Origin of the sequence: Streptomyces sp. NPDC088124, from assembly GCF_040685895.1 — a bacterium.
Taxonomy (GTDB): Bacteria; Actinomycetota; Actinomycetes; order Streptomycetales; family Streptomycetaceae; genus Streptomyces.
Genome location: NZ_JBFBJB010000081.1, coordinates 1 through 20,903, shown reverse-complemented (window position 1 = coordinate 20,903; position 20,903 = coordinate 1). Strand labels below are relative to the sequence as shown.

Genomic DNA, 20,903 nt, shown 5'->3' with positions numbered 1-20,903 from the left:
GTGGTGTACGCGTACCCCAGCCCGGCCATGCACCGGGCCCACTCCGCCTCCGCGTCGTGGAACCCGGGGAAGGCCAGGGTGCGCCGGACAGCCTCGTTGCTCAGGTCGTCGACCGGTTGACGGCGGCCGCGCGTCAGGCGTCACGGGCGGGACCGGTCCGGTATGCGTACCCTCGGTCCCGCATGCACGCCCGGACCAGCGCCTCCTCGGAGTCCCGCAGGGCCGTCTGTTCGGTGGCCGAGAAGTACACGGCGCCCGACAGCGGCCGGGGGACGGGTACGTCGGCCTCGGTCGCGGCCTCACGGCCGGGTGCCGCGCACCCGGCCGTGAGGAGTACGACGGCTGCCACGGTCCGGAGCGGTCGACGCATGGGTCAGCAGTTCGTCCAGTAGTTGGAGCCGACGCCGTCCTCGATGTTGGTGCCGTCGGTGTCCGAGACGACATAGCCACGCGGGAAGAGCTGGGCCTTGCCCCGCAACCAGGTGTTGGTGAAGAGGACGACGTCGCAGTTGTTGCCGTTGTTGTAGAGCGACCTGGCGTTGTCGAACTTGTTGTACTGCCGCAGGTTGACGTTGTCACCCCACACCTGGCCGGGGGTACCGCCCCCCTTGGTCTGGGTGTACGCGCACAGTGCGCCGGAGTCGCAGTCGTCCCAGCCGGCCTGCGCCGGGGTCGCCGTCAGGCCGAGCCCCACGCCTGCCAGCAGCGCGCCGCCCGCGGTCGTCGCCGCGACCCTCGTTCTGAATTGAGTGATCCTGCCCATGGCCGAATTCCCCCTCGGTGACGCGTCGGCCCTCGTGTTGATCACGATCGGGCCGTTGACTGTGGTCAGACCAGGCAGCCCGGAACCGAACGGGTCCCTACAACTTTCCAGGGTGCGCGTCCCGGACGCCCCGCTTGCCCCCTGTATCCTGCTGCGCATGCCGCCTGCCCCTTCCCCGCAGCCGGATCGTGGTGCACCTCCCGTCCAGGCGGGACTCCTGACCGAACGCATTGCGCGTCAACTGGAGCATGACATCCGGTCCGGAGAGATCGCCGTCGGCACGAAACTGCCTTCCGAACGCGAACTCGCCGCGCGGTTCGGCTCCAGCCGCAACGTGGTCCGTGAGGTGCTGCGCCGGCTTGAGGCCCAGCACCTGATCGAGGTCGCGCCGGGCCGCGGGTCGTTCGTCCGGGAGCAGACGCCCGGCCAGGCCCGCAGCTACGACGCCCTGTACCGCGCCGGCCGGCCCACGGTCCGGCAGCTCATCGAGGCACGTGTGCCGCTGGAGGTCGAGACCGTCCGGCTGGCGACGGAGCGCGCGACCGCGGAGGACATGGCGGCGATGCGGGCGGCCAGGGACGCCGTGGAGACGGCCGCCGATGTCGTCGCCAAGGCCCAGGCGGACGTCGACTTCCACGACGCCATCGCGGCGGCGAGCGGCAACCCCGTCCTGCGGATCATGCTCTCCTCGATCAGCGGGATGATGTTCGAGATGATGCTCCGCTCGAACTCCGATCCGTCGATCGGCGAGGCCGGTGTGCCGCACCACCCCGAGATCTTCGAGGCGATCGAGGCCCGCGATGTGGAGCTGGCCTGCGAGCGGATGCGGGCCCATCTGACACTCGGGTTGCGCACCTACGGCGCCGATCTCGATGTCAGTGTGCACGCGATGGCCCGGCAGCACATCGAGTCCCTGCTCGGCCAGGCCGGCCACCAGGGTTAGGGCCCCGCCGGGGAGCGGGCCCGCGCGGCGAGCGGCCGTGGGGCGAGTGGCCGCGCGGCCCTCTCGCGGGCCACCGCTCCGGCACGTTCCGTGGTGGGCCGCGGGACGCAGCGTCATATCGGCACGCAAGGGCTGTTCAGTGTGCGCCGTCCCTTGCTACGGTCCCTGTCACCGCCACAACTGGTCCTACCAGTTGGACCGGTTGAATTGGGCAGATGGGGATGTAACACACCAGAAAGACGAGGACGATGAGGTCCACGAGCAGCCAGTTCCTCAGCAGGCGCTCCTTCGGCAAGGCCGTCGCCGGCTTCGCGGCCGCGGCGGGCATGGGGTCGCTCGGCGCCTGTTCGAGCCGGGGCGGCACCGCCCCGGCCGACGCGCCACTGAGGATCATGGCGATCAACCACGTCTGGTCGCAGGCGATCAGACGCCGTCTCAAGGAATTCGAGAGCCGGGCCGGACGCAGGGTCTCCATGACCCTGCTCACCGCCGACCAGCTCTCCAACAGCTACAACGTCAAGCTCAACGCCTCCGGAACCGACGTGGACGTCATGATGGTCCGGGCGCTCCAGGACCAGTCGCTCTTCGGGCGCAACGGCTGGCTCACCGATCTCACCGGTCTGGTGAAGGGCGAAACGGCGTACGACTGGGCGGACTTCCAGGACGCCCCTCGCGAGGTGTCGGTCACCGCGGGCAAGGTCCTCAGCGTCCCCGTGGTGACCGAGCGCCCGACGCTCTACTACCGCAAGGACCTGGTGGAGGGGCTGGGCGGGCCGCCCGGAACGCTCGACGATCTGAGGGAGATGTCGCTCGAACTCGCCGACCGGGGAAGGAACTTCTTCGGCTACGTCGGGAGGGGACAGCGCAACGGCGCCGTCAGCCAGTGGTCGAGCTTCCTCTACTCCTTCGGCGGAGACTTCATCGTCGACGGAGCGTCGGGCATCGGGTCGCCGGAGGCGGTGGCCGCGTACACCTACTACGGTGCCCTGCTGGAGCGGACCGGGCCGCCCGGGGCCACCAACATGAGCCTGGAACAGGCCATGCCGGTCTTCGCGCAGGGCAAGGCGGCCTTCTACGTGGACGCCGACGCCATCTACAGCAATTTCCTCGACCCGAAGATCTCCACCGTGGGAGAGACCGTGGGATTCGCGCCGTTCCCGGCCGGTCCGGCCGGGGCCCGGCCGCACAACATCCCCTCCTGGAGCCTGGGCATCAACCGCTTCTCCCTTCTGCGCGACGAGGCGTGGGAGTTCATCCGGTGGGCCTCCGGCCCGGAGATGGTGGCGGAACTGCAGGCCGCCGGCATCCCCGGCGCCCGCCGGTCGGTGTGGTCGGACCCGAGGACGCTCGCCGCGTTCCCGCCCGAACTCGCCGCGACCATGCGGACCAACGCGGAGCGGGGCATCGGGCACGACCGGCCGCAGGTCCTCCAGGTCGGCCGCTCACGCGACATCGTCGGACGGCCGCTGGTGGCCGGGATCCTCGGCAAGAACGTGGCACCCGTCGCCCGCGACGCCGACGCCGAGTTCAACGACTTCCTGGTCCGCGACAACCGCCACCGGGAGTCCTGATGCGTACGACCGGGACCCCCACCACAACAACAACGACGCCGGACAGGACGCCCGACACCGCCCCCGGCACACGGGGACTGTCCGCGCGGCGCTCCCGACCACGCCCGCCGCGCACCTTCGAGCAGGCCAACCGGCGCCTCAAGTGGGCGATGCTCGCACCCGCGCTCGCCTTCGTCGGCCTGATGATCGTCTTTCCGCTGGCCTTCACACTCAACCTCAGCCTCACCGACGCCTTCGGCGCGGTGAACTCCGGCAACAACTACGTCGGCTTCCAGAACTTCTCCGACGCCCTCGGCGACTCCCGCCGCTTCTGGCCCGCGGTGCAGCGCACGGTGATCTTCACCGTGGGCGCGGTCCTGCTGGAGACCGTGCTCGGCCTGGCCCTCGCGATGCTCATGCGCAGGCCGTTCCGCGCCATGCGCTGGGTGCGTACGGTCCTGATCATCCCGCTGCTCACCACACCGGTCGCGATCGGCATCCTGTGGCTGCTCATCCTCGACCCGAGCAACGGCATCGCCAACCATCTGCTCACCGCCGCCGGACTGCCGCCGCAGGAGTTCCTCGGCTCGGTGAGCCAGTCCCTGCCCACACTGATGCTCATCGACGTGTGGCAGTGGACACCGATGATGACACTGCTCCTGCTCGCCGGGCTGACCACCCTCCCCGAGGAGCCGGAGGAGGCGTCCCTCGTCGACGGGGCCAACAGCTGGCAGCGGTTCCGGCACGTCATCCTGCCGATGCTCGGCCCGACGCTCGCCACCGCCCTGGTGCTGCGCGCCGTGGACGCGCTCAAGACCTTCGACGTCCTCTACGCGACGAAGGGAGCGGGCGGAGGTTCCGACTTCGAGGCGGAGACCCTCAACGTCTACGCCTACGGTCTCACCTTCGACTACCAGGAGTACGGGCTGGCGTCGGCGGTCCTCGCCCTGTTCACGCTCTTCATCATCGGCGTCGTGGTCCTGCTCCGCCGCCGTACCGGAAGGAAGACCGCATGAGCCCCACCGCCGCCTCCTCCTCCGTACGGCACACCGGCGCCCCTGCTCCCGGCCGGCGCCCACGCCGTTACGGGTCCTGGCTGCGGGGCGCCGCCATCGCCGCCGTGACGCTCGTCTTCGCGCTGCCGGTCGTCTGGATGTTCGCCGCCGCCTTCAAGACGAACGTCCAGGTGACCGACCCCACCGTCGGTCTGTGGTTCTCCCCCACCCTCGACAACTTCCGCAACGTCCTGGACACCGGACAGATCCTGCGGCCGATGGGCAATTCGCTGCTCGTCGGGGTGGTGTCGACCGCGCTCTCCGCGCTCATCGCCGTGCCGGCCGCCTGGGCCGTGGGCCGGTTCCGGATGCGCCGCACCGGATCGCTCATCCTGGTCGCGCGCATCGTTCCGGCGGTCTCCCTGCTGGTCCCCTGGTACTACCTGTTCGCGCGGGCCGGACTGGTGGGCTCCTACACCGTGCTGATCCTCAGCCATATGTTCGTCTCGGTCCCGCTGATCCTCTGGATCATGATCAGCTTCTTCGAGGGCCTGCCGGTCGAACTCGAAGAAGCGGCGCGCACCGACGGGCTGTCGGCGTTCGGCGCGTTCTGGCGCATCACACTGCCGCTGGCCGCGCCGGGCACCGCCACGGCCTCCCTGCTGGCCTTCGTCTTCAGCTGGAACAACTTCATGTTCGCGCTGATCTTCGCCGACGAACGCACCCAGACCGTGCCCGTCGCGCTGTTCAACTTCATCTCCTACGCGAGCACCGACTGGGGCGGTCTGATGGCCGCCGCCGGCCTCATCACGGTGCCGGTCCTCGTCGCCGCGGTCCTCGGACAGAAATACCTGGTGGCGGGGTTGACCTCGGGCGCCTCGAAGGGCTGACTCCTTCCCTCCTCGTCTCTCCTCCGTTCTGTCCACCGTTCACCGTCCGCACCACACAGCTCAGGAAGAACGCATTCATGAAGATCGTCGACGCGAAGGTCGTCGTCACCAGCCCCGGCCGTAATTTCGTCACGCTGAGGATCACGACCGACGAGGGCCTCTCCGGCCTCGGGGACGCCACCCTCAACGGGCGGGAACTGGCCGTCGCCGCCTATCTGCGGGACCATGTGGCACCCCTGCTCATCGGCATCGACCCGCACCGCGTCGAGGACACCTGGCAGTCGCTGTACCGCGGCGCCTACTGGCGCCGCGGTCCCGTGACGATGGCCGCGATCGCCGCCGTCGACGTCGCGCTGTGGGACATCAAGGCGAAGGCCGCCGGCCTCCCGCTGTACCAACTGCTCGGCGGCGCGAGCCGGGAGCGCGTGGGAACGTACGGACACGCCGACGGGAGGGACGTTCCGGAGCTGTTCGACTCGATCCGTGCCCGCCTGTCCGAGGGGTATCCCGCGATCCGGGTGCAGACGGGCATACCGGGGCTGAAGACCGTGTACGGGGTGCACAGCAGCCCCGACCGCGCCGAGGCCGCACCCCACCAGCAGGCCCGTCCCGTGGTCGAGGACTGGGACACCGCGGCGTACCTGCGCCACATCCCGACGGTGTTCGAGGCGGTACGGAACGAGTTCGGGCCCGAGCTGCCCCTGCTCCACGACGCGCACCACCGCCTCACCCCCGCGCAGGCGGCCCGGCTCGGCAAGGACCTGGAGCCCTACCACCTCTTCTGGCTGGAGGACTGCACCCCGGCCGAGAACCAGGAAGCCCTCCGGCTGGTCCGCCGCCACACCACCACCCCCCTCGCGATCGGCGAGGTCTTCAACACCGTGTACGACTACCAGACGCTCATCGGCGAGCAGCTCATCGACTACGTACGCTCGGCCGTCACCCACTTCGGCGGTGTCTCCCCGCTGAGGAAGCTCTTCGACTTCGCCGCGCAGTACCAGATCAAGAGCGCCATCCACGGCCCGGAGGACATCTCGCCGGTCGGCATGGCCGCGGCCGTCCATCTCGACCTGGCGGTGCACAACTTCGGAATCCAGGAGTACGCGGGGCACACACCGCTGACCCACGAGGTGTTCCCGCACTCCTACACCTTCACCGACGGCCACCTCCACCCCGGCGAAGCCCCGGGAATCGGGGTGGAGCTGGACGAGGAACTGGCCGCCGCGCACCCGTACGAGGCCGCGTACCTGCCGGTCAACCGGCTCCAGGACGGCTCCGTCCACGACTGGTGAACCCACCACCGGCTCCGGCCGCCGCCCGGTGGGGGGCGGCCGGAGCCGGTGCGCGGTCAGGAGACCAGGGGCTGTTCCGCCAGCTCGGTCAGCCGCACCGTGCACAGCCCGCCGCGCTCGACCTTGACGTCCGTCACCTTCAGCTGGGTGCCCGGCAGGAGGATGAACTCCTCCTCGCCGGTGAAAGCGGAGAAGTCGCGGATGCCCACCGCCCGGGCGGGGACCACCTCGAACAGCGTCCTTTTGCCGCGGCTGCCGAGGAACGCCCTGGCCACGCCGAGTTCGGAGGTGCACGAGGACACCCCCCACCAGGCCACGGTCCGGCCGAGCGGGTACTGGGCACGCAGATCCAGCGATACCCCGCGCCACAACGGCTTGGTCCTGACCGGGAGTTGTGACACCGCCGCGAACAACAGCCGCAGATACGGCAGGTACGGGACGAGCCTGGTCCGATCCGGGGAGCGCAGGATGGCGTTGATCTCCCGGTAGAACGCGGACTCGCAGGTGTAGAGGTACAGCGCGGCGATCGCGTCGGCGGACAGCCCCTCAGGCGCCTCGTCCGCCCGCCGCTTGCCGAACTCGTACGACCGGTCGACGTGTCGGCTCAGTCCGGAGAGCAGCGCCGCGACCGGGGCGACGGCCTCGCGGATGTCCATGAGCGGAGTGTCGAACACCCCCGTGATCGCGGGGAGGACGGCCCCCTCGTCCTTGACGCTGGAGAGCCGGTCGAGATACAGCTGATGCAGTTCCATCGTGGACGCGATGAAAGCGCCCATGCGGTCCGCGACTTCGGCGTCGGTCCCACCGGCCCCGCCGGCCGCTCCGGCGCCGCCGGCCGACGCCACGGGAGTGTTCCAGCCGGTGCTCGGCAGCCAGTCGATCTGGTCCGCGCCCAGCGAGGCGAGGGCCTCGTTCACCATCCCGAAGTGGTCCCCGTCGCAGAAGATGTCCCCCTGCGCCGCGGGGTTGGCGTGGTCGATGTGGCGTACTTCGACCTCGGGGTACTTCTTCTGGAGTTCGAGAACGACCTTCTTCAGGCTGCGCGCGTGCGCCCCCCACCACGCGAAGACGACGCCACGGTCCTCCTCGTCGGCGCTCTGCTTGGCCCTGAGGATCTCCTCGACGATCCGCTCGGCGACCGGCCGCCAGAACCTGGTGTGCCGATCGGTGGGGATCGCCCCGTCGCTGTGGGCCGTCAGTGCCGCGTTGAGCAGCAGCACGCCCTGCGTGAGCATGGCCTGGAACCACTCGGGCGGCTGGATGGTGTCCTGCTTCTTCAGCAGCGCGCGGATGTCGGCTATCGGGGTCTTCTTGGGAATGCCGTACTTCCACATGGCCGCCGCCTTGATGATGCAGCGGATGCTGACGACCCGGCCGAACTGGCTGTCCTTCCAGTCGTGGAAGGTGTTGTCGAACATGGCGATGCCCGTGGCGCTCTCCGGCCGCGGGTACGGATTCTGGCCGAAGACGACGACCTTCCACTTGTGCGGCGCGTTGGGCTTGAGCGCCTGGAAGGTCAGTTCACGGACGGGGACGACCTCCCGGCTTCGCCCCGGGCCGATGAACGCGGCCGCGTCCGGCTGTGCCTCGACGACCGGCTTCAGCAGCGGAAGCCACGGCTCACCGCCGCCCTTGAAGAGTTCCGCGAGGGCCAGTGGGTCGTTGTGGTCGGGCGCGGCGGGGGTCTGGGCATCGCTCATGGCGGACAACTCCGAAGGGTCGAACTGTGCCGGTGGACGGCATGACGGGCGAAGTGCTCACGAGGATAGGGCGGCCCACTGACAGTCCCCGTCCGGCTCGTGGGCCGCCTGTGCGGCGCCGCGCGCCGGGCCGCACTGTCAGTGGGGCACGGTAGCGTCACGATCAGTTGAGTGACCGTCTCCGATCGGAGTGAACCATGACCGTGGACCGTGTGCAGTCGCCGCTCAGGGTGGTGCTGACCGACATCAACAGCGCAGTGGTGGCGTCATGGCGCGCGGCCTTCGCCGACACACCCGGGATCGAGATCCGCACCGGCTCGATCCTCGACGAGGACGCCGACGCCTGGGTCAGCCCCACCAACTCCCGCGGCAGGATGGACGGCGGGGCCGACGCGGCCGTCAAGCGGCATCTCGGCGCGGGCATCCAGCTGCGGGTGCAGAAGGCGATCCGCGGCCAGTTCGGAGGGACACTCCCGGTGGGCAGCGCCGTGTGCGTTCCCTCGGGGGCGGTCACACCGAGGTTTCTGATCTCGACGCCGACGATGCGGGAGTCCGCGGAGAACGTCAGCGCGACCCTGAACGTGGCGTTGGCGTGTGCCGCCGCGTTCCAGGCGATCCATCAGCAGAACAGGAAGGCACCGGGGAGCATCCGGTCGGTGGCGCTGGTCGGCCTGGGCGCCGACACGGGCCGGGTGCCGGCACGGGTCTGCGCCAATCTGATGTGGACGGGCTACACCCTCTTCAACGACCACTCCTTCGAGGACTACGACGAGCTGCGCGCCACGATCGTCGCGCAGCTCGACGACCTCGACAGCGCCCCCGTGGAGAAGCGGGTCCGCATAGCGCCGCCCCGACGCGCCGCCCCGCGCCGCTGACCCGTTCGCGGCTCCGTGGCGGGCATCCGGGGGGAAATTACCGCCGACACGTGAGTACGTGTACTCACGCCGAGCTTCGCTCCGTCCCTCAGGATGGCCACACCGACCCACACAGAGGGAGCCCACCATGCGTACCACCCGTCGATTCCGTACCTCACCGGCCGCACGCTGCCGGCGCCCGATGCGTACGGTCACGGGACTCGTCCTGGCCTGCGCGGCGGTCGCGGCGCTGAGCGGCTGTGCGATCGAGGACGCGATCTGCGCCGACGGCGAGTACCCGGTGATGACCGTGGGCAGCACCGGCCGCGCCTGCACGCCCGAGGACGAGGACCCTCCGAAGGGCTACGTCCGCTACCCGGAGGGCAAGGTGCCGGAGAAGGTCGGCGACAAGTGGGACGTCTACTGGGAGACCCACGCCGTGGACGAGAAGGGCGAGATCATCACGGTTCCCGCCGCCGGGTGACGGTCCCTCACCCGATCGCCGACGGGTGCCGGGCGAGCGAGGTCCCGGCGATCAGCTGCTCGGTGCGCCGGGCGATGCCGAGCAGCCGGCCCACCCGTTCGGGGTGCCCGACGAGTTGGAGGCCGAGCGGCATGCCGTCCGGGTCGCGGTGGCCCGGGACCGTGACGACCGGCAGCCCGTGCAGCTGCCAGCAGCGGCTGAGCACCGGGGTGCCGGTGGCGTCCACCCCGTACGGCGCGGGGCCCGGGGCGGCGGGGCCGAGGATCACGTCCGTATGGGCCAACAGGCCGAGGATCCGGGTGCGTGCCGCGCGGGCGGTCGCCAGCGCCGCCCGGTACTCGGACGCCGGGGTCCGGGCCCCGCGGTCGAGGAGTTCCCGCAGCGGGATGCTGAGCGCCTCCGGATGCCGGGCCTCGGCGGCGAGGGAACGTGCGGCCTCGTGGGCCATGACCATGGCGTGGGCCTCGGTGAGTTCGGCGACGGGTACCTGGTCGACGAGGCCGGTCGGACGCGCTCCTGCCGCCCGCAGGGCCCGGGCCGTGCGGTGCAGTGCAGTGCGTCGAGCATCGCCGGTTCGACATCGGTCAGTTCGGTGCCGGACCACACCGACAGGCAGTGGTCACGGTGGTCGGGCTCGCCCGCGACGACCCGCAGGACGCAGGTCCCGCAGATGCCTTCCCGGCAGGAGGTGTCCAGCGGTACGCCGTTCTCCTCCAGCACCTCGGCGATGCTTCTGCCGGGCGGGACGGCGTAGACCTCTCCGGTGTCCCGCTCGACCTCGAAACCGTTGTCGGTCCCGGTGTCCGGCGGGACCCCCCGCCTGGAACAGCTCGGAGTGGATCTGCTCCTCGGGCACACTGCGGGATGCGAGGCCGGCGACGTACTCCATGAAGCCCCCGCGGGCCACAGGTGTAGACGTGTGCGTCGGTCCGCAGCCCCGCCAGTTCCTTCGCCAGCACGCGGGCGTTCGCCTCCCGGCCGAGCCCGAGGTGGAAGGCGACGCGGCCGGCGAAGGCGGACGTCTCCAGCGCCCCGGCGAAGGCCGCCTCGGACCGGCTCCTGGCCACGTAGTGCAGCCGGAACTCCGCCCCCGCGCGGTGGAGTTCGTACGCCATCGCGAGGAGCGGGATGATGCCGATACCCGCCGTCACCAGATGGTGTTCGCCCGCGTCCGGGGCAAGGCCGAAGAGCGCCCGGGGGCGCGCCCGCGGTCAGTTATGCGCCGCGCGGCGCCTTGTCGTGCAGTGCCTGGGAACCGCCGCGCGAGTCCGGTTCGCGTTTCACCGCGATGGTGTACGCGCCCGTGTCGTCCGGTGGCCCGCAACAGCGAATACGGGCGGGTGATTCCGGTGGGCCCGGTCACGTCGATGTGCGCGCCGGCCGGGTACGGGGCGAGGGCGGCGCCGTCGGAGCGGGCGAGTCCGAGGACCCGGACCGCGTCCGTCCCGGCGACGGCCTCGGTGACGGTGAACATCCGTGCGCCTTCGCATTCGGGAGAGGTGGGGCTGACGGCGCTGTCAGCGCATGTACAGGCCGCCGTTGGCGTCCCAGCAGGCGCCGATGACCGCGTCCGCGTGGTCGGAGGCGAGCAGCACGGCCATGTCGGCGATGCCCCTGGCCTCCTCGACGGTCGCGGCCGGCGGCTTCTCCACGTACACGTGCTTGCCGGCCCGCAGCGCGGCGACGACGGTCTCCGCGTGGAAGCGCGGAGGGGATCGGTTAAGTTCCGCCCCGGGGAAGGATTCGTTGGCGGACACAAGTTGGCAACATTAAGGTCACTTGAATGCATAAAGGCAAGGGCACACAGCGGAGCCGACCCCACCGACGCCGGTGCCCGCCGCACTCCACCGGGTGCTGGGCCTCGTCGTCTCCCGGGAGGCGACCAACCGCGCGGAGATCGCCCGCCGCAGCGGTCTGGCCCGGTCGACGGTGGGACAGCAGGTCGATCATCTCGTCGCGCGCCGTCCGGGGCATCGCCCGGCTGCCGGCCGACGAGACAAACGGGACGGAGGAGACCGCGTAGGCGCCCCCGGGAGCGCCGGTGGCGTCAGATTCCGGGCAGCGGGTCCTGTTCGGCGTCGCGGCGCCGGGTTCTGATCTCCGGCGCGGGCGGGTGGAGTTTGGCGTCGCAGGCGGGGCCGAGACCGGTGCGGCGCGAGGCCGTGCCGGTGAGCGGTCTGCCGCACATACGGCACCGGACGGGCCGGGGGCCGGTCGCGTCCGGCACGGAGCCGGGGAGCCGGCCGTCGTCGGCGCGCGGCGAGGGGTCGAGCGGTGTTTCGTCCACGGACCACGTCTACCAGCCCGGCCGCGGGGCGCCGGAGTCACGGGTCCACAATGAGGGCAGACCGCCGTCGACCGAGGAGATCTTGATGACGCTGTACGACATCCCCCTGACGACCCTGACCGGCGAACCGACCTCCCTGGCCGCCTACGAGGGCAGGGCCGTCCTGCTGGTGAACGTGGCGTCCAAGTGCGGCCTCACCCCGCAGTACGCCGGTCTGGAGCGACTGCAGCAGAGTTACGGGGAGCGCGGCTTCACCGTACTCGGCGTGCCCTGCAACCAGTTCATGGGGCAGGAGCCCGGCACCGCGGACGAGATCCGGACGTTCTGCTCGACGACGTACGGCGTCAGCTTCCCGCTGCTCGCGAAGACGGACGTGAACGGGGAGACCCGGCACCCGCTCTACGCGGAGCTGACGAAGACCGCCGACGCCGCGGGCGAGGCGGGGGACGTCCAGTGGAACTTCGAGAAGTTCCTGATCTCCCCGAAGGGCGAGGTCGTCGCCCGGATCCGGCCGCGCACGGAGCCGGAGGCCCCCGAGGTCGTCGCGGCCATCGAGGCCCAGCTCCCCGCCTGACACCCCGTCGGCCGGGTCCTCGACGGGATGCCCATCCGGCTAGTCCCTGGCACCCGAGGACCCGGCCCCCGGCACTACCGGATGGGCATCCCCGACAGGGTGCGGGCGATCACCAGCCGCTGAATCTCGCTCGTGCCCTCGAATATGGTGTAGATCGCCGCGTCCCGGTGCATCCGCTCCACCGGGTACTCCCGGGTGAAGCCGTTGCCGCCGAGGATCTGCACCGCCTGCGCGGTGACCTGCTTCGCCGTCTCGCTCGCGTACAGCTTGGACATCGAGCCCTCGGCCGCGGTGAACGGCTTGCCCGTGGCGGCCATCCAGGACGCGCGCCAGACCAGCAGCCGGGCGGCGTCGATACGGGTGCGCATGTCGGCCAGCTGGAAGGCGATGCCCTGGTTGTCGATGATCGGGCGGCCGAACTGGCTGCGGGTCTTCGCGTAGTCGAGGGCGACCTCGTACGCGGCGCGTGCCGTGCCCACGGCCATCGCGCCGACGGCCGGGCGGGACGCCTCGAAGGTCGCCATGGCGGCGTTCTTCACGCGTTCGCTGTCGCCCTTGCCACCGCCGGCCTCGGCCGCGGCCCGTTCACGCGCCCGCGCGAGGCGCTCGTCCAGCTTCTCCTTTCCGCCGAGCAGGCAGTGCCCGGGGACCCGTACGTCCTCCAGGACCACCTCGGCGGTGTGGGAGGCGCGGATGCCGTGCTTCTTGAACTTCTGGCCCTGGGAGAGACCGGGGGTGCCCGGCGGGACGATGAAGGAGGCGTGCCCCTTCGTGCCGAGTTCCGCGTCGACGACGGCGACCACGACATGGACATGGGCGATGCCGCCGTTGGTGGCCCAGGTCTTGGTGCCGTTCAGCACCCACTCGTCCTTGGCCCCGTCGTAGACCGCGCGGGTGCGCATGGCGCCGACGTCGGAGCCCGCGTCGGGCTCCGAGGAGCAGAAGGCGGCGAGCTTCAGGTCGTCGGGGTCCCCGTACATCTGCGGGATCCAGGTGCCGGCCTGCTCCTCGGTGCCGTTGGCGAGAACACCGACGGCCGCCAGCCCCGTACCGACGATGGACAGCGCGATGCCCGCGTCACCCCAGAAGAGCTCCTCCATCACCAGCGGGATCCCCAGCCCTGTGGGGTCGAAGAACTGCTGGGCGTAGAAGTCCAGGGAGTAGATGCCGAGTTTGGCGGCCTCCTGGATGACCGGCCAGGGGGTCTCCTCACGCTCGTCCCACTCGGCGGCGGCGGGGCGGATGACATCGGCGGCGAAGCCGTGCAGCCAGTCACGGACCTGCCTCTGGTCGTCGTTGAGATCGAGCGTGAACCCGGTCATGTTCCCCTCCAGCACCACGTCACCCACGGTGTCGTTCCATAATGTTACTTGCGGTAACAGCAGTCTGTTACTCATAAGTAGGGGATGTCAACCGGCCACCGTCTGATCAGCATTGACGGCGGGCAGGGTGTTACGTTGCCCGAGCGTCACGCAATCGCACGGGCGGGGAGACACACCTATGGAGAGCACACAGCAGGCCGAGCAGCAGCGCTCGGCCCGGCAGCGGCGCCGGCAGCTCCTGGAGGCCGCCGACCGGGTGGTGCTCAGGGACGGCCCGGGAGCCTCCATGAACGCCATCGCCGCGGAGGCCGGCATCACCAAGCCGATCCTCTACCGCCACTTCGGTGACAAGGGCGGACTGTACCGGGCGCTGGCCAAGCGCCACACGGACGCCCTGCTCGACGCGTTGCGGGCCGCGCTGGACGCGCCCGCCGGGCGGCGTGAGCGGGTGGAGGCCACGCTGGACACGTATCTCGCCGCGATCGAGGCGAGACCCCAGGTCTACCGGTTCCTGATGCATCCGGCCGAGGACGCCCAGCTCCCGGAGCAGGGGTTCGACGTCGGCCGCCACTCGGCCCCGCTGCTGCGCCGGCTCGGCGAGGAACTGGCCAAGGTCATAGAGGACAGGGTCGACCTCGGCCCCGGCAGCGAACAGCTCGCCCGGGTCTGGGGCCACGGCATCGTCGGCATGATGCACGGCGCCGGGGACTGGTGGCTCGGGGAACGCCCCTGCCCGCGCGACCAGTTGGTGCGCAGCCTGGCGGATCTGCTCTGGGGCCGGCTGGCGGAGGTCGACGACCGCGCGGGCAGCCCCGGCTTCTGAGCCGGTACGGCACGGGCGTACGTCCGCCGCGTACGGGACCGGGCGCCGGGCAGGACGGCGGGGCGCCCCGGCTCACGTCGGGGCGCCCCGGCTCACGGCGTGACCGGCCGGCCCGTGGCCCAGGGCGCCCGGCGCGCCGCCCGCAGCGTCCGGGAGCGCCGCCATCCGGTGAGCCGGTCGGAGTAGAGGGTGCCCTCCAGATGGTCGCATTCGTGCTGGAGGCAGCGGGCGAAGAAGCCCCGGCCCTCCACCCTGACCGGCGCGCCGTCCTGGGTGAAGCCCTCCACGACCGCGTGGTCGTACCGCTCCGTCCCCGCTTCGATGCCCGGCAGGGACAGACACCCCTCGGGCCCGCGCAGCACGATGTCGTCCGCCTGGACCAGCCGGGGATTGACGAGGTGTCCGAGATGGCGGACGTCCTCGTCGTCCGGGCAGTCGTACACGAACACCCGCCGGGGAACGCCGATCTGGTTCGCGGCGAGCCCGACCCCCCGGGCGGCGTACATCGTCGCGAAGAGATCCTCGACCAGCGCGCCGAGCGCGGGACCGAAGTCGGTGACGGGTTCACAGGGCGCCTGCAGAACGGGATCTCCGAGCAATCTCATGGCTCGTACTCGCCCGGTACTGCCGGGGATCGGACGGTTTCGCATAACGGTCAGGGTACGGTCCACGGAGAACCCCGCTATCTGCGCGGTGCCGCGGTTCGGGGCCCTGACCTGATCTCGATAGGCTGGCCCACGGACCGACGCAAGGAGGATCAAGGCGATGTCAGGCAACACGGACCCGCTGACGCCGCGGGCCAAGCTGGCCGTGACGGCGGGCAAAGCCGCGGCGGCGGTGTCGCGTGCCGCAGGCCGCGGCAGCGGATCGGTGATCGGCGGGAAGGTGGCGCTCCGGCTCGACCCGGATCTGCTGGGCCGGCTGGCGCAGCATCTCGACGTCATCCTCGTGTCGGCGACCAACGGGAAGACCACGACCACACGGCTGATCGCCGAGGCCCTGCGGGCCGCCGGCCCCGTGGTGTCGAACGCGCTCGGCGCCAACATGCCGGCCGGTATCACCTCGGCCCTCGCGGGCGGCTCGGACGCCCGGTTCGGTGTGATCGAGGTCGACGAGAAGTACCTCGCGGGCGTGGCCAGGGACACCACCCCCAAGGCCATCGCGCTGCTCAACCTCTCCCGCGACCAGCTCGACCGCGCCGCGGAGACCCGGATGCTCGCCGAGAAGTGGCGGGAGGGTCTGGCCGGTACGAAGTCCGTCGTCATCGCCAACGCGGACGACCCGCTGATCGTCTGGGCCGCCTCCTCCTCCCCCAACGTGGTCTGGGTGGCGGCGGGCCAGGAGTGGAAGGACGACGCCTGGTCGTGCCCCTCCTGCGGCGGTGTGATGCAGCGCCCCGGCGACGACTGGTTCTGCGGCGAGTGCGGCTTCCGCCGGCCGCCGCCGAGCTGGGCGCTCCACGGCGACCACGTCCTCGACCCGCACGGCTCCGCCTGGCCGATCCACCTCCAGCTCCCGGGCCGCGCCAACAAGGCGAACGCGGCGACCTCCGCCGCCGTCGCGGCGACCTTCGGGGTGCCGCCGCAGGTGGCGCTGGAGCGGATGTACCAGGTGCAGGCGGTCGCCGGCCGGTACGACGTGGTCTCGTTCCTCGGCCGCGACCTGCGGCTGCTGCTCGCCAAGAACCCGGCGGGCTGGCTGGAGACGTTCTCGCTCATCGACCCGCCCCCCACGCCGGTCATCCTCGCCGTCAACGCGCGCGGCGCCGACGGCACGGACACCTCGTGGCTGTGGGACGTGGACTACACCCGGCTGGCGGGCCACCCGATCTTCGTGATCGGGGACCGCAAGCTGGACCTCGCCGTACGTCTGGAGGTCGCGGGTCTGGACTTCCGGGTCTGCGAGACGCCCGACGAGGCCGTGCGGATGGCACCGCCCGGCCGTATCGAGGCCATCGCCAATTACACGTCGTTCCAGGATCTGCGCAGACGGGTGGGCAACTGAAGCCATGTCGGGATACATGACTCCCCGGAACCCGGAAGGACGAGCCAGAATGAGCGACAACAGCCTGCGGCTGGTGTGGATCTACCCCGATCTGCTGAGCACCTACGGCGACCAGGGCAACGCTCTCGTGGTGGAGCGCCGGGCGCGCCAGCGCGGCCTCGGTGTCACGCGGGTGGACGTACGCAGCGACCAGCCGGTGCCGACCTCCGGCGACATCTATCTGATCGGCGGCGGCGAGGACCGGCCCCAGCGGCTGGCGGCGGAGCGGCTGCGCCGCGACGGCGGGCTCAGCCGGGCCGTCTCCAACGGCGCCATCGTGTTCTCGGTCTGCGCCGGTTACCAGATCCTCGGGCACGAGTTCATCAACGACCTGGGCGAGCGCGAGGCCGGTCTCGGGCTGCTCGACGTGATCTCCACCCGCGGCGAGGGCGCGCGGTGCGTCGGCGACGTACTGGCGGACATCGACCCGCGGCTGAACCTGCCGCAGCTCACCGGTTTCGAGAACCACCAGGGCATCACGCACCTCGGCCCGGCGGCCCGGCCGTTCGCGCGGGTCCAGCTCGGCGGGGGCAACGGTACGGGCGACGGCACGGAGGGCGCGTACAACGACACCGTCTTCGGTACGTACATGCACGGCCCGGTGATGGCGCGCAACCCGCAGATCGCGGACCTGCTGCTGAAGCTGGCCCTCGATGTGAACGCGCTGCCGCCGACGGACGACCGGTGGTACGAGGCGCTGCGCGCCGAGCGGGTCGCCGCGGCGACCCAGCCCGCCTGACCGGCGCCCCGGCCGGTCATCACCGTGCCCGGCGGTCCCCGGGCCCCGGCCTCGCCCCGCGTCCGCCTGTCCAGCAGGCGGACGCGGGGTTTCGGTCCCCCCGGCGGCCGCCGGTAGGCTGGCGAAGATCTGGCCTGACAAGGGCGTCCGGCCGTCGGCCCACGTTGCAAAGGTAATCCGGGCTATGCGAATTGGTGTGCTCACCTCAGGCGGCGACTGTCCCGGCCTCAACGCCGTGATCAGGTCCGTCGTGCACCGGGCCGTCGTCGACCACGGCGACGAGGTGATCGGCTTCCACGACGGCTGGAAGGGCCTCCTGGAGTGCGACTACCGCAAGCTCGACCTCGACGCGGTGGCCGGCATCCTGGCCCGCGGCGGCACCATCCTCGGCTCGTCCCGTGTCCAGCCCGCGCATCTGCGCGACGGCGTGGAGCGGGCGAAGGGCCATGTCGCCGAGCTGGGGCTCGACGCGATCATCCCGATCGGCGGTGAGGGCACGCTCAAGGCCGCGCATCTGCTCTCCAAGGCCGGTCTGCCGATCGTCGGCGTCCCGAAGACCATCGACAACGACATCGCCTCGACCGACGTGACCTTCGGCTTCGACACGGCCGTCGGGGTCGCGACCGAGGCGCTCGACCGGCTCAAGACGACCGCCGAGTCGCACCAGCGCGTACTGATCGTCGAGGTCATGGGCCGGCACACCGGCTGGATCGCGCTGCACTCCGGTATGGCGGCGGGCGCGCACGCCATCGTGGTGCCCGAGCGGCCCTTCGACATCGGTGAGCTGACCGAGGTGGTCGGCAAGCGGTTCTCGGCGGGCAAGCGGTTCGCGATCGTCGTGGTCGCGGAGGGCGCGAAGCCGCGCGAGGGCTCGATGGAGTTCGAGGTCGGCGGCAAGGACATGTACGGCCACGAGCGGTTCGCGGGGGTCGCCCGGCAGCTCTCGATCGAGCTGGAGGAGCGCCTCGGCAAGGAGGCCAGGCCCGTCATACTCGGGCACGTCCAGCGCGGCGGCACGCCCACCGCGTACGACCGGGTGCTGGCGACCCGGTTCGGCTGGCACGCCGTCGAGGCGGCGCACCGCTCCGAGTTCGGCATGCTGACGGCACTGCGCGGCACGGACATCGTGATGGTCCCGCTGGGCGAGGCCGTGGAGACCCTCAAGACGGTGCCGCCGGAGCGGTACGCCGAGGCGGAGTGCGTGCTCTGAGCCGCCTCCCGGCCCCTCCCCCGGCCTCCGGTACGGGACGGACCGCCCCCGGTCGCGATCGCGGCCGGGGGCGGTTCTAGTCTGGTGCGGACAGAGGGACAGCCGGCGCGCAGACCACCGCCGGTGGGCGGCGGGCACGGCGGAGGACGGCGGGCACCGCGGTCACGGCCACGGGAAGCACCGGGAGCGCACGGATGGATCACAGCGGGCACGGCATGACCATGGATCTGCCGCCGTTCACGCTGGGACGAGGGCTGGAGTACTCCCCCGACCTCTTCTTCCTGACCGGCTGCCTGGTCGCGCTCGCCCTGTACGGCTGGGGCGTCGTCCGGCTGCGCCGGCGCGGTGACGGCTGGGGGGTCGGCCGGACCGTCGCCTTCGTCCTCGGGGTGCTGACCATCGCCCTGGTGATGTGCACCGGGCTGAACGACTACGGCATGGTCATGTTCAGCGTGCACATGGTCCAGCACATGGTGATCAGCATGGTCTCGCCGATCCTGCTGCTGCTCGGCGCCCCGGTGACACTGGCGCTGCGCGCCCTGCCGGTCGCGGGCCGGGGCAGCGACGGGAGCAGCCGGAAGGGGCCGCGCGAGCTGCTGCTGGCGCTGCTGCACAGCCGGTACGTACGGGTGGTCACGCACCCCGCCTTCACCATCCCGCTCTTCATCGCGAGCCTGTACGGGCTCTACTTCACGCCGCTCTTCGACTTCCTGATGGGGTCCAAGGCCGGGCACATCGCGATGATGGTGCACTTCCTCGCCGTCGGGCTGATCTTCTTCTGGCCGATCATGGGGATCGACCCGGGGCCGCACCGGCCCGGGTACGTGATGCGGATGCTGGAGCTGTTCGCCGGGATGCCGTTCCACGCGTTCTTCGGCATCGCGCTGATGATGGCGAGCGAGCCGATGGTCAAGGCGTACGAGAACCCGCCCGCCTCGCTCGGGATCGACGCCCTCTCCGACCAGAACGCGGCCGGCGGCATCGCCTGGGCGTTCAGCGAGATCCCGTCCGTGCTGGTCCTGGTCGCACTGGTCTACCAGTGGTACCACTCGGAGCAGCGGCAGGCCAAGCGCACCGACCGGGCCGCGGACCGGGACGGCGACAAGGAGCTGGCGGAGTACAACGCCTACCTGGCCTCGCTCCAGGCCCGGGGGCGGTAGCGCGAACCCGGGTCGCCGGGCGACGATGGGCGTCATGGCCCCGGCCTGGAGGAGGACGCGCATGTCCGGATCCACGAAGACTATGGGTGTGGTGACCGTCGGCGCGCTGGTGGTGGTCACGGGGTACACGGCGGCGCTGGGCAGCAACGGCTGGCTGTGGTTCGGGTGGGTGGTCCTGGGGCTGGTGACGCTCGGCCTCGCCGTGGCCCGCGGCCACTGAGAGCTTCCGGCTCCCGCCGGCACATCGATGCGCAACCTCCCGGTTGCACAAAGGCTCGATGAGTGCAACTCTTGAGTTGCACATCAGAGCTGTTTCCTCAGAGCTGTTTCCACCGGGAGGTTTCTCATGTCCACATCCGACGACCGCATCGAGCGCGAGGTCCTCATCGCGGCGCCCCCGGAGCGCGTCTGGGCGGTCCTCACCGAACCGGAACACGTCGGCTCGTGGTTCGGGCAGGGCGAGCCGACCCCCGTCGATCTGCGCCCCGGCGGAATCATGTTCCTGGACCACGGCCACTTCGGCGAGTTCCGTACGGTCATCGTGAAGGTCGATCCGCCGCACCACTTCTCGTACCGCTGGGCGAGCGCGTACCCCGGCGAGGTGGCCGACGAAGGGAACTCCACCCTCGTGGAGTTCACGCTCACCCCCGAGGGCGAGGGAACCAGACTGCGGGTGGTGGAGACGGGCTTCGCCGCTATCGTGATCCCCGAGGAGCGGCGGGACACCGCCTCCAAGGAGAGCCACACGGGGGGCTGGACGGACATGGTCGGCGTCATCAGGGATTACGCGGAGCGGCTCGGCGCATGACGACGGACGCCGCCGGCGGGGACCCCGGTCAGGACACGGTGGCGGAGGTGCTCTCCGCGCTGGCGGACCCGACCCGGCGCCGGATACTCGACGCCCTGGCGGCACACGGCGAGGCGACCGCGACGATGCTGGCCGGGGAGCTGCCGGTCAGCCGGCAGGCCATCGTCAAGCATCTCGGCGTCCTGGACCGGGCCGGTCTGGTCACCGGACACCGTGAGGGGCGCGAGGCGCGGTACGCGGTACGCCCGGACCGGCTCAATGTGACCGCGCGCTGGATGGACCGGGTCGCGGCCGACTGGGACGCCCGGCTGGCCGCCATCAAGCGGCTCGCCGAGGCGGCTCCGCCGGACGACGGAGCGCCGGTGGCCGGACTGCGGCAGCGGCGACGACTCCGCGAAGCCGGTCGCCGATGTCTCCACCCAGGCCAAGACGGAGGCCGCGACCGTACTCGACCAGCCCTTCAAGA

23 protein-coding genes and 3 pseudogenes are annotated in these 20,903 nt (G+C 70.9%); 17 read left to right on the top strand and 9 right to left on the bottom strand.

Features of this window, described 5'->3' with window-relative positions:
• Positions 1-133: 133 nt before the first annotated feature.
• Positions 134-370, bottom strand: a complete 237-nt coding sequence (locus AB0P17_RS39470) for a hypothetical protein (RefSeq protein ID WP_365819230.1) — start codon at positions 368-370, stop codon at positions 134-136.
• Positions 371-373: 3 nt separating this feature from the next.
• Entirely contained in the window at positions 374-763 is a 390-nt protein-coding gene (locus AB0P17_RS39465) for a peptidase inhibitor family I36 protein (RefSeq protein WP_365819228.1), read from the bottom strand.
• Between the two features lie 157 nt (positions 764-920).
• Here AB0P17_RS39465 and AB0P17_RS39460 point away from each other — a divergent pair, with 157 nt between their 5' ends.
• The 5 genes from AB0P17_RS39460 (at position 921) to manD (ending at position 6,433) form a co-directional block, all read left to right on the top strand.
• Complete coding sequence (locus AB0P17_RS39460) at positions 921-1,706, top strand: FadR/GntR family transcriptional regulator (protein WP_365819226.1); 786 nt, start codon at positions 921-923, stop codon at positions 1,704-1,706.
• A 248-nt stretch (positions 1,707-1,954) separates the two neighbouring features.
• A complete protein-coding gene (locus tag AB0P17_RS39455; RefSeq protein ID WP_365819224.1) occupies positions 1,955-3,277 on the top strand; it encodes a sugar ABC transporter substrate-binding protein in 1,323 nt (440 codons plus the stop codon).
• Positions 3,277-4,272, top strand: a complete 996-nt coding sequence (locus AB0P17_RS39450; protein ID WP_365819222.1) for a sugar ABC transporter permease — start codon at positions 3,277-3,279, stop codon at positions 4,270-4,272. Before AB0P17_RS39455 ends, AB0P17_RS39450 begins: the two co-directional genes overlap by 1 nt.
• Complete coding sequence (locus AB0P17_RS39445; protein WP_365819220.1) at positions 4,269-5,141, top strand: carbohydrate ABC transporter permease; 873 nt, start codon at positions 4,269-4,271, stop codon at positions 5,139-5,141. The genes AB0P17_RS39450 and AB0P17_RS39445 overlap by 4 nt, the downstream gene beginning before the upstream one ends.
• A 77-nt stretch (positions 5,142-5,218) precedes the next feature.
• A complete protein-coding gene (manD, locus tag AB0P17_RS39440; protein WP_365819218.1) occupies positions 5,219-6,433 on the top strand; it encodes a D-mannonate dehydratase ManD in 1,215 nt (404 codons plus the stop codon).
• A gap of 56 nt (positions 6,434-6,489) precedes the next feature.
• On the opposite strand, the gene AB0P17_RS39435 is transcribed toward manD, so the two are convergent.
• On the bottom strand, positions 6,490-8,133 hold the full coding sequence (locus AB0P17_RS39435; RefSeq protein ID WP_365819216.1) for an ADP-ribosyltransferase domain-containing protein: 1,644 nt from the start codon (positions 8,131-8,133) through the stop codon (positions 6,490-6,492).
• Positions 8,134-8,330: 197 nt separating this feature from the next.
• On the opposite strand from AB0P17_RS39435, the gene AB0P17_RS39430 reads away from it, so the two are divergent.
• The gene (locus AB0P17_RS39430) at positions 8,331-9,008 is read left to right on the top strand and encodes a macro domain-containing protein (RefSeq protein ID WP_365819214.1); all 678 of its coding nucleotides are present in this window, start codon (positions 8,331-8,333) and stop codon (positions 9,006-9,008) included.
• A 181-nt stretch (positions 9,009-9,189) separates the two neighbouring features.
• Positions 9,190-9,471, top strand: coding sequence for a hypothetical protein (locus AB0P17_RS39425; protein ID WP_365819264.1), 282 nt, complete (start codon positions 9,190-9,192; stop codon positions 9,469-9,471).
• A 7-nt stretch (positions 9,472-9,478) separates the two neighbouring features.
• On the opposite strand, the gene AB0P17_RS39420 is transcribed toward AB0P17_RS39425, so the two are convergent.
• The 4 genes and pseudogenes from AB0P17_RS39420 to AB0P17_RS39405 all read right to left on the bottom strand — a co-directional run bounded on the left by AB0P17_RS39420 (position 9,479) and on the right by AB0P17_RS39405 (position 11,698).
• Positions 9,479-10,075, bottom strand: a complete 597-nt coding sequence (locus tag AB0P17_RS39420; RefSeq protein ID WP_365819212.1) for an amidase family protein — start codon at positions 10,073-10,075, stop codon at positions 9,479-9,481.
• Positions 10,066-10,191 (bottom strand): annotated as a pseudogene (locus AB0P17_RS39415) (2Fe-2S iron-sulfur cluster binding domain-containing protein); the annotation flags it as partial. The pseudogene AB0P17_RS39415 and the gene AB0P17_RS39420, both read right to left, overlap by 10 nt.
• Before the next feature lie 797 nt (positions 10,192-10,988).
• Positions 10,989-11,228, bottom strand: a complete 240-nt coding sequence (locus AB0P17_RS39410; protein ID WP_365819210.1) for a Gfo/Idh/MocA family oxidoreductase — start codon at positions 11,226-11,228, stop codon at positions 10,989-10,991.
• Between the two features lie 290 nt (positions 11,229-11,518).
• Positions 11,519-11,698 carry a DUF6011 domain-containing protein gene (locus AB0P17_RS39405; protein WP_365819262.1) on the bottom strand — a complete coding sequence of 60 codons (180 nt, stop codon included), beginning with the start codon at positions 11,696-11,698 and terminating at the stop codon, positions 11,519-11,521.
• Between the two features lie 145 nt (positions 11,699-11,843).
• Between AB0P17_RS39405 and AB0P17_RS39400 the strand changes: the two genes are divergently transcribed.
• On the top strand, positions 11,844-12,332 hold the full coding sequence (locus AB0P17_RS39400; RefSeq protein ID WP_365819208.1) for a glutathione peroxidase: 489 nt from the start codon (positions 11,844-11,846) through the stop codon (positions 12,330-12,332).
• 74 nt (positions 12,333-12,406) lie between these two features.
• On the opposite strand, the gene AB0P17_RS39395 is transcribed toward AB0P17_RS39400, so the two are convergent.
• Positions 12,407-13,654 (bottom strand): acyl-CoA dehydrogenase family protein, encoded by a 1,248-nt coding sequence (locus AB0P17_RS39395; RefSeq protein WP_365819260.1) that lies wholly within the window; start codon positions 13,652-13,654, stop codon positions 12,407-12,409.
• A gap of 178 nt (positions 13,655-13,832) precedes the next feature.
• Between AB0P17_RS39395 and AB0P17_RS39390 the strand changes: the two genes are divergently transcribed.
• The gene (locus AB0P17_RS39390) at positions 13,833-14,477 is read left to right on the top strand and encodes a TetR family transcriptional regulator (RefSeq protein ID WP_365819206.1); all 645 of its coding nucleotides are present in this window, start codon (positions 13,833-13,835) and stop codon (positions 14,475-14,477) included.
• Positions 14,478-14,569: 92 nt separating this feature from the next.
• On the opposite strand, the gene def is transcribed toward AB0P17_RS39390, so the two are convergent.
• On the bottom strand, positions 14,570-15,127 hold the full coding sequence (gene def, locus AB0P17_RS39385) for a peptide deformylase (protein WP_365819204.1): 558 nt from the start codon (positions 15,125-15,127) through the stop codon (positions 14,570-14,572).
• A 115-nt stretch (positions 15,128-15,242) separates the two neighbouring features.
• On the opposite strand from def, the gene AB0P17_RS39380 reads away from it, so the two are divergent.
• The 8 genes and pseudogenes from AB0P17_RS39380 to AB0P17_RS39345 all read left to right on the top strand — a co-directional run.
• Positions 15,243-16,481, top strand: a complete 1,239-nt coding sequence (locus tag AB0P17_RS39380) for a MurT ligase domain-containing protein (protein WP_365819202.1) — start codon at positions 15,243-15,245, stop codon at positions 16,479-16,481.
• A gap of 49 nt (positions 16,482-16,530) precedes the next feature.
• Positions 16,531-17,259 carry a glutamine amidotransferase gene (locus AB0P17_RS39375; RefSeq protein WP_365819200.1) on the top strand — a complete coding sequence of 243 codons (729 nt, stop codon included), beginning with the start codon at positions 16,531-16,533 and terminating at the stop codon, positions 17,257-17,259.
• A gap of 184 nt (positions 17,260-17,443) precedes the next feature.
• Positions 17,444-18,469, top strand: coding sequence for a 6-phosphofructokinase (locus AB0P17_RS39370; RefSeq protein WP_365819198.1), 1,026 nt, complete (start codon positions 17,444-17,446; stop codon positions 18,467-18,469).
• 194 nt (positions 18,470-18,663) lie between these two features.
• Positions 18,664-19,629 carry a cytochrome c oxidase assembly protein gene (locus AB0P17_RS39365; protein WP_365819196.1) on the top strand — a complete coding sequence of 322 codons (966 nt, stop codon included), beginning with the start codon at positions 18,664-18,666 and terminating at the stop codon, positions 19,627-19,629.
• Positions 19,630-19,690: 61 nt separating this feature from the next.
• The gene (locus AB0P17_RS39360; RefSeq protein ID WP_365819194.1) at positions 19,691-19,849 is read left to right on the top strand and encodes a hypothetical protein; all 159 of its coding nucleotides are present in this window, start codon (positions 19,691-19,693) and stop codon (positions 19,847-19,849) included.
• Between the two features lie 126 nt (positions 19,850-19,975).
• Positions 19,976-20,437, top strand: coding sequence for an SRPBCC family protein (locus AB0P17_RS39355; protein ID WP_365819192.1), 462 nt, complete (start codon positions 19,976-19,978; stop codon positions 20,435-20,437).
• Positions 20,434-20,775, top strand: a pseudogene (locus AB0P17_RS39350) (metalloregulator ArsR/SmtB family transcription factor); the annotation flags it as partial. The gene AB0P17_RS39355 and the pseudogene AB0P17_RS39350, both read left to right, overlap by 4 nt.
• A gap of 34 nt (positions 20,776-20,809) precedes the next feature.
• Positions 20,810-20,903: pseudogene (locus tag AB0P17_RS39345) on the top strand (SCO family protein); the annotation flags it as partial.

What these genes read in the sequence shown, in the direction of transcription:
- AB0P17_RS39465 (WP_365819228.1), bottom strand. Translation starts at nt 763, where the DNA reads ATGGGCAGGATCACTCAATTCAGAACGAGGGTCGCGGCGACGACCGCG.
- AB0P17_RS39380 (WP_365819202.1), top strand. Translation starts at nt 15,243, where the DNA reads ATGTCAGGCAACACGGACCCGCTGACGCCGCGGGCCAAGCTGGCCGTG.
- AB0P17_RS39375 (WP_365819200.1), top strand. Translation starts at nt 16,531, where the DNA reads ATGAGCGACAACAGCCTGCGGCTGGTGTGGATCTACCCCGATCTGCTG.
- AB0P17_RS39395 (WP_365819260.1), bottom strand. Translation starts at nt 13,654, where the DNA reads ATGACCGGGTTCACGCTCGATCTCAACGACGACCAGAGGCAGGTCCGT.
- AB0P17_RS39425 (WP_365819264.1), top strand. Translation starts at nt 9,190, where the DNA reads ATGCGTACGGTCACGGGACTCGTCCTGGCCTGCGCGGCGGTCGCGGCG.
- AB0P17_RS39430 (WP_365819214.1), top strand. Translation starts at nt 8,331, where the DNA reads ATGACCGTGGACCGTGTGCAGTCGCCGCTCAGGGTGGTGCTGACCGAC.
- AB0P17_RS39355 (WP_365819192.1), top strand. Translation starts at nt 19,976, where the DNA reads ATGTCCACATCCGACGACCGCATCGAGCGCGAGGTCCTCATCGCGGCG.
- AB0P17_RS39370 (WP_365819198.1), top strand. Translation starts at nt 17,444, where the DNA reads ATGCGAATTGGTGTGCTCACCTCAGGCGGCGACTGTCCCGGCCTCAAC.
- AB0P17_RS39450 (WP_365819222.1), top strand. Translation starts at nt 3,277, where the DNA reads ATGCGTACGACCGGGACCCCCACCACAACAACAACGACGCCGGACAGG.
- AB0P17_RS39455 (WP_365819224.1), top strand. Translation starts at nt 1,955, where the DNA reads ATGAGGTCCACGAGCAGCCAGTTCCTCAGCAGGCGCTCCTTCGGCAAG.
- AB0P17_RS39435 (WP_365819216.1), bottom strand. Translation starts at nt 8,133, where the DNA reads ATGAGCGATGCCCAGACCCCCGCCGCGCCCGACCACAACGACCCACTG.
- manD (WP_365819218.1), top strand. Translation starts at nt 5,219, where the DNA reads ATGAAGATCGTCGACGCGAAGGTCGTCGTCACCAGCCCCGGCCGTAAT.
- AB0P17_RS39365 (WP_365819196.1), top strand. Translation starts at nt 18,664, where the DNA reads ATGGATCACAGCGGGCACGGCATGACCATGGATCTGCCGCCGTTCACG.
- def (WP_365819204.1), bottom strand. Translation starts at nt 15,127, where the DNA reads ATGCGAAACCGTCCGATCCCCGGCAGTACCGGGCGAGTACGAGCCATG.
- AB0P17_RS39400 (WP_365819208.1), top strand. Translation starts at nt 11,844, where the DNA reads ATGACGCTGTACGACATCCCCCTGACGACCCTGACCGGCGAACCGACC.
- AB0P17_RS39390 (WP_365819206.1), top strand. Translation starts at nt 13,833, where the DNA reads ATGGAGAGCACACAGCAGGCCGAGCAGCAGCGCTCGGCCCGGCAGCGG.
- AB0P17_RS39460 (WP_365819226.1), top strand. Translation starts at nt 921, where the DNA reads ATGCCGCCTGCCCCTTCCCCGCAGCCGGATCGTGGTGCACCTCCCGTC.
- AB0P17_RS39470 (WP_365819230.1), bottom strand. Translation starts at nt 370, where the DNA reads ATGCGTCGACCGCTCCGGACCGTGGCAGCCGTCGTACTCCTCACGGCC.
- AB0P17_RS39445 (WP_365819220.1), top strand. Translation starts at nt 4,269, where the DNA reads ATGAGCCCCACCGCCGCCTCCTCCTCCGTACGGCACACCGGCGCCCCT.
- AB0P17_RS39360 (WP_365819194.1), top strand. Translation starts at nt 19,691, where the DNA reads ATGTCCGGATCCACGAAGACTATGGGTGTGGTGACCGTCGGCGCGCTG.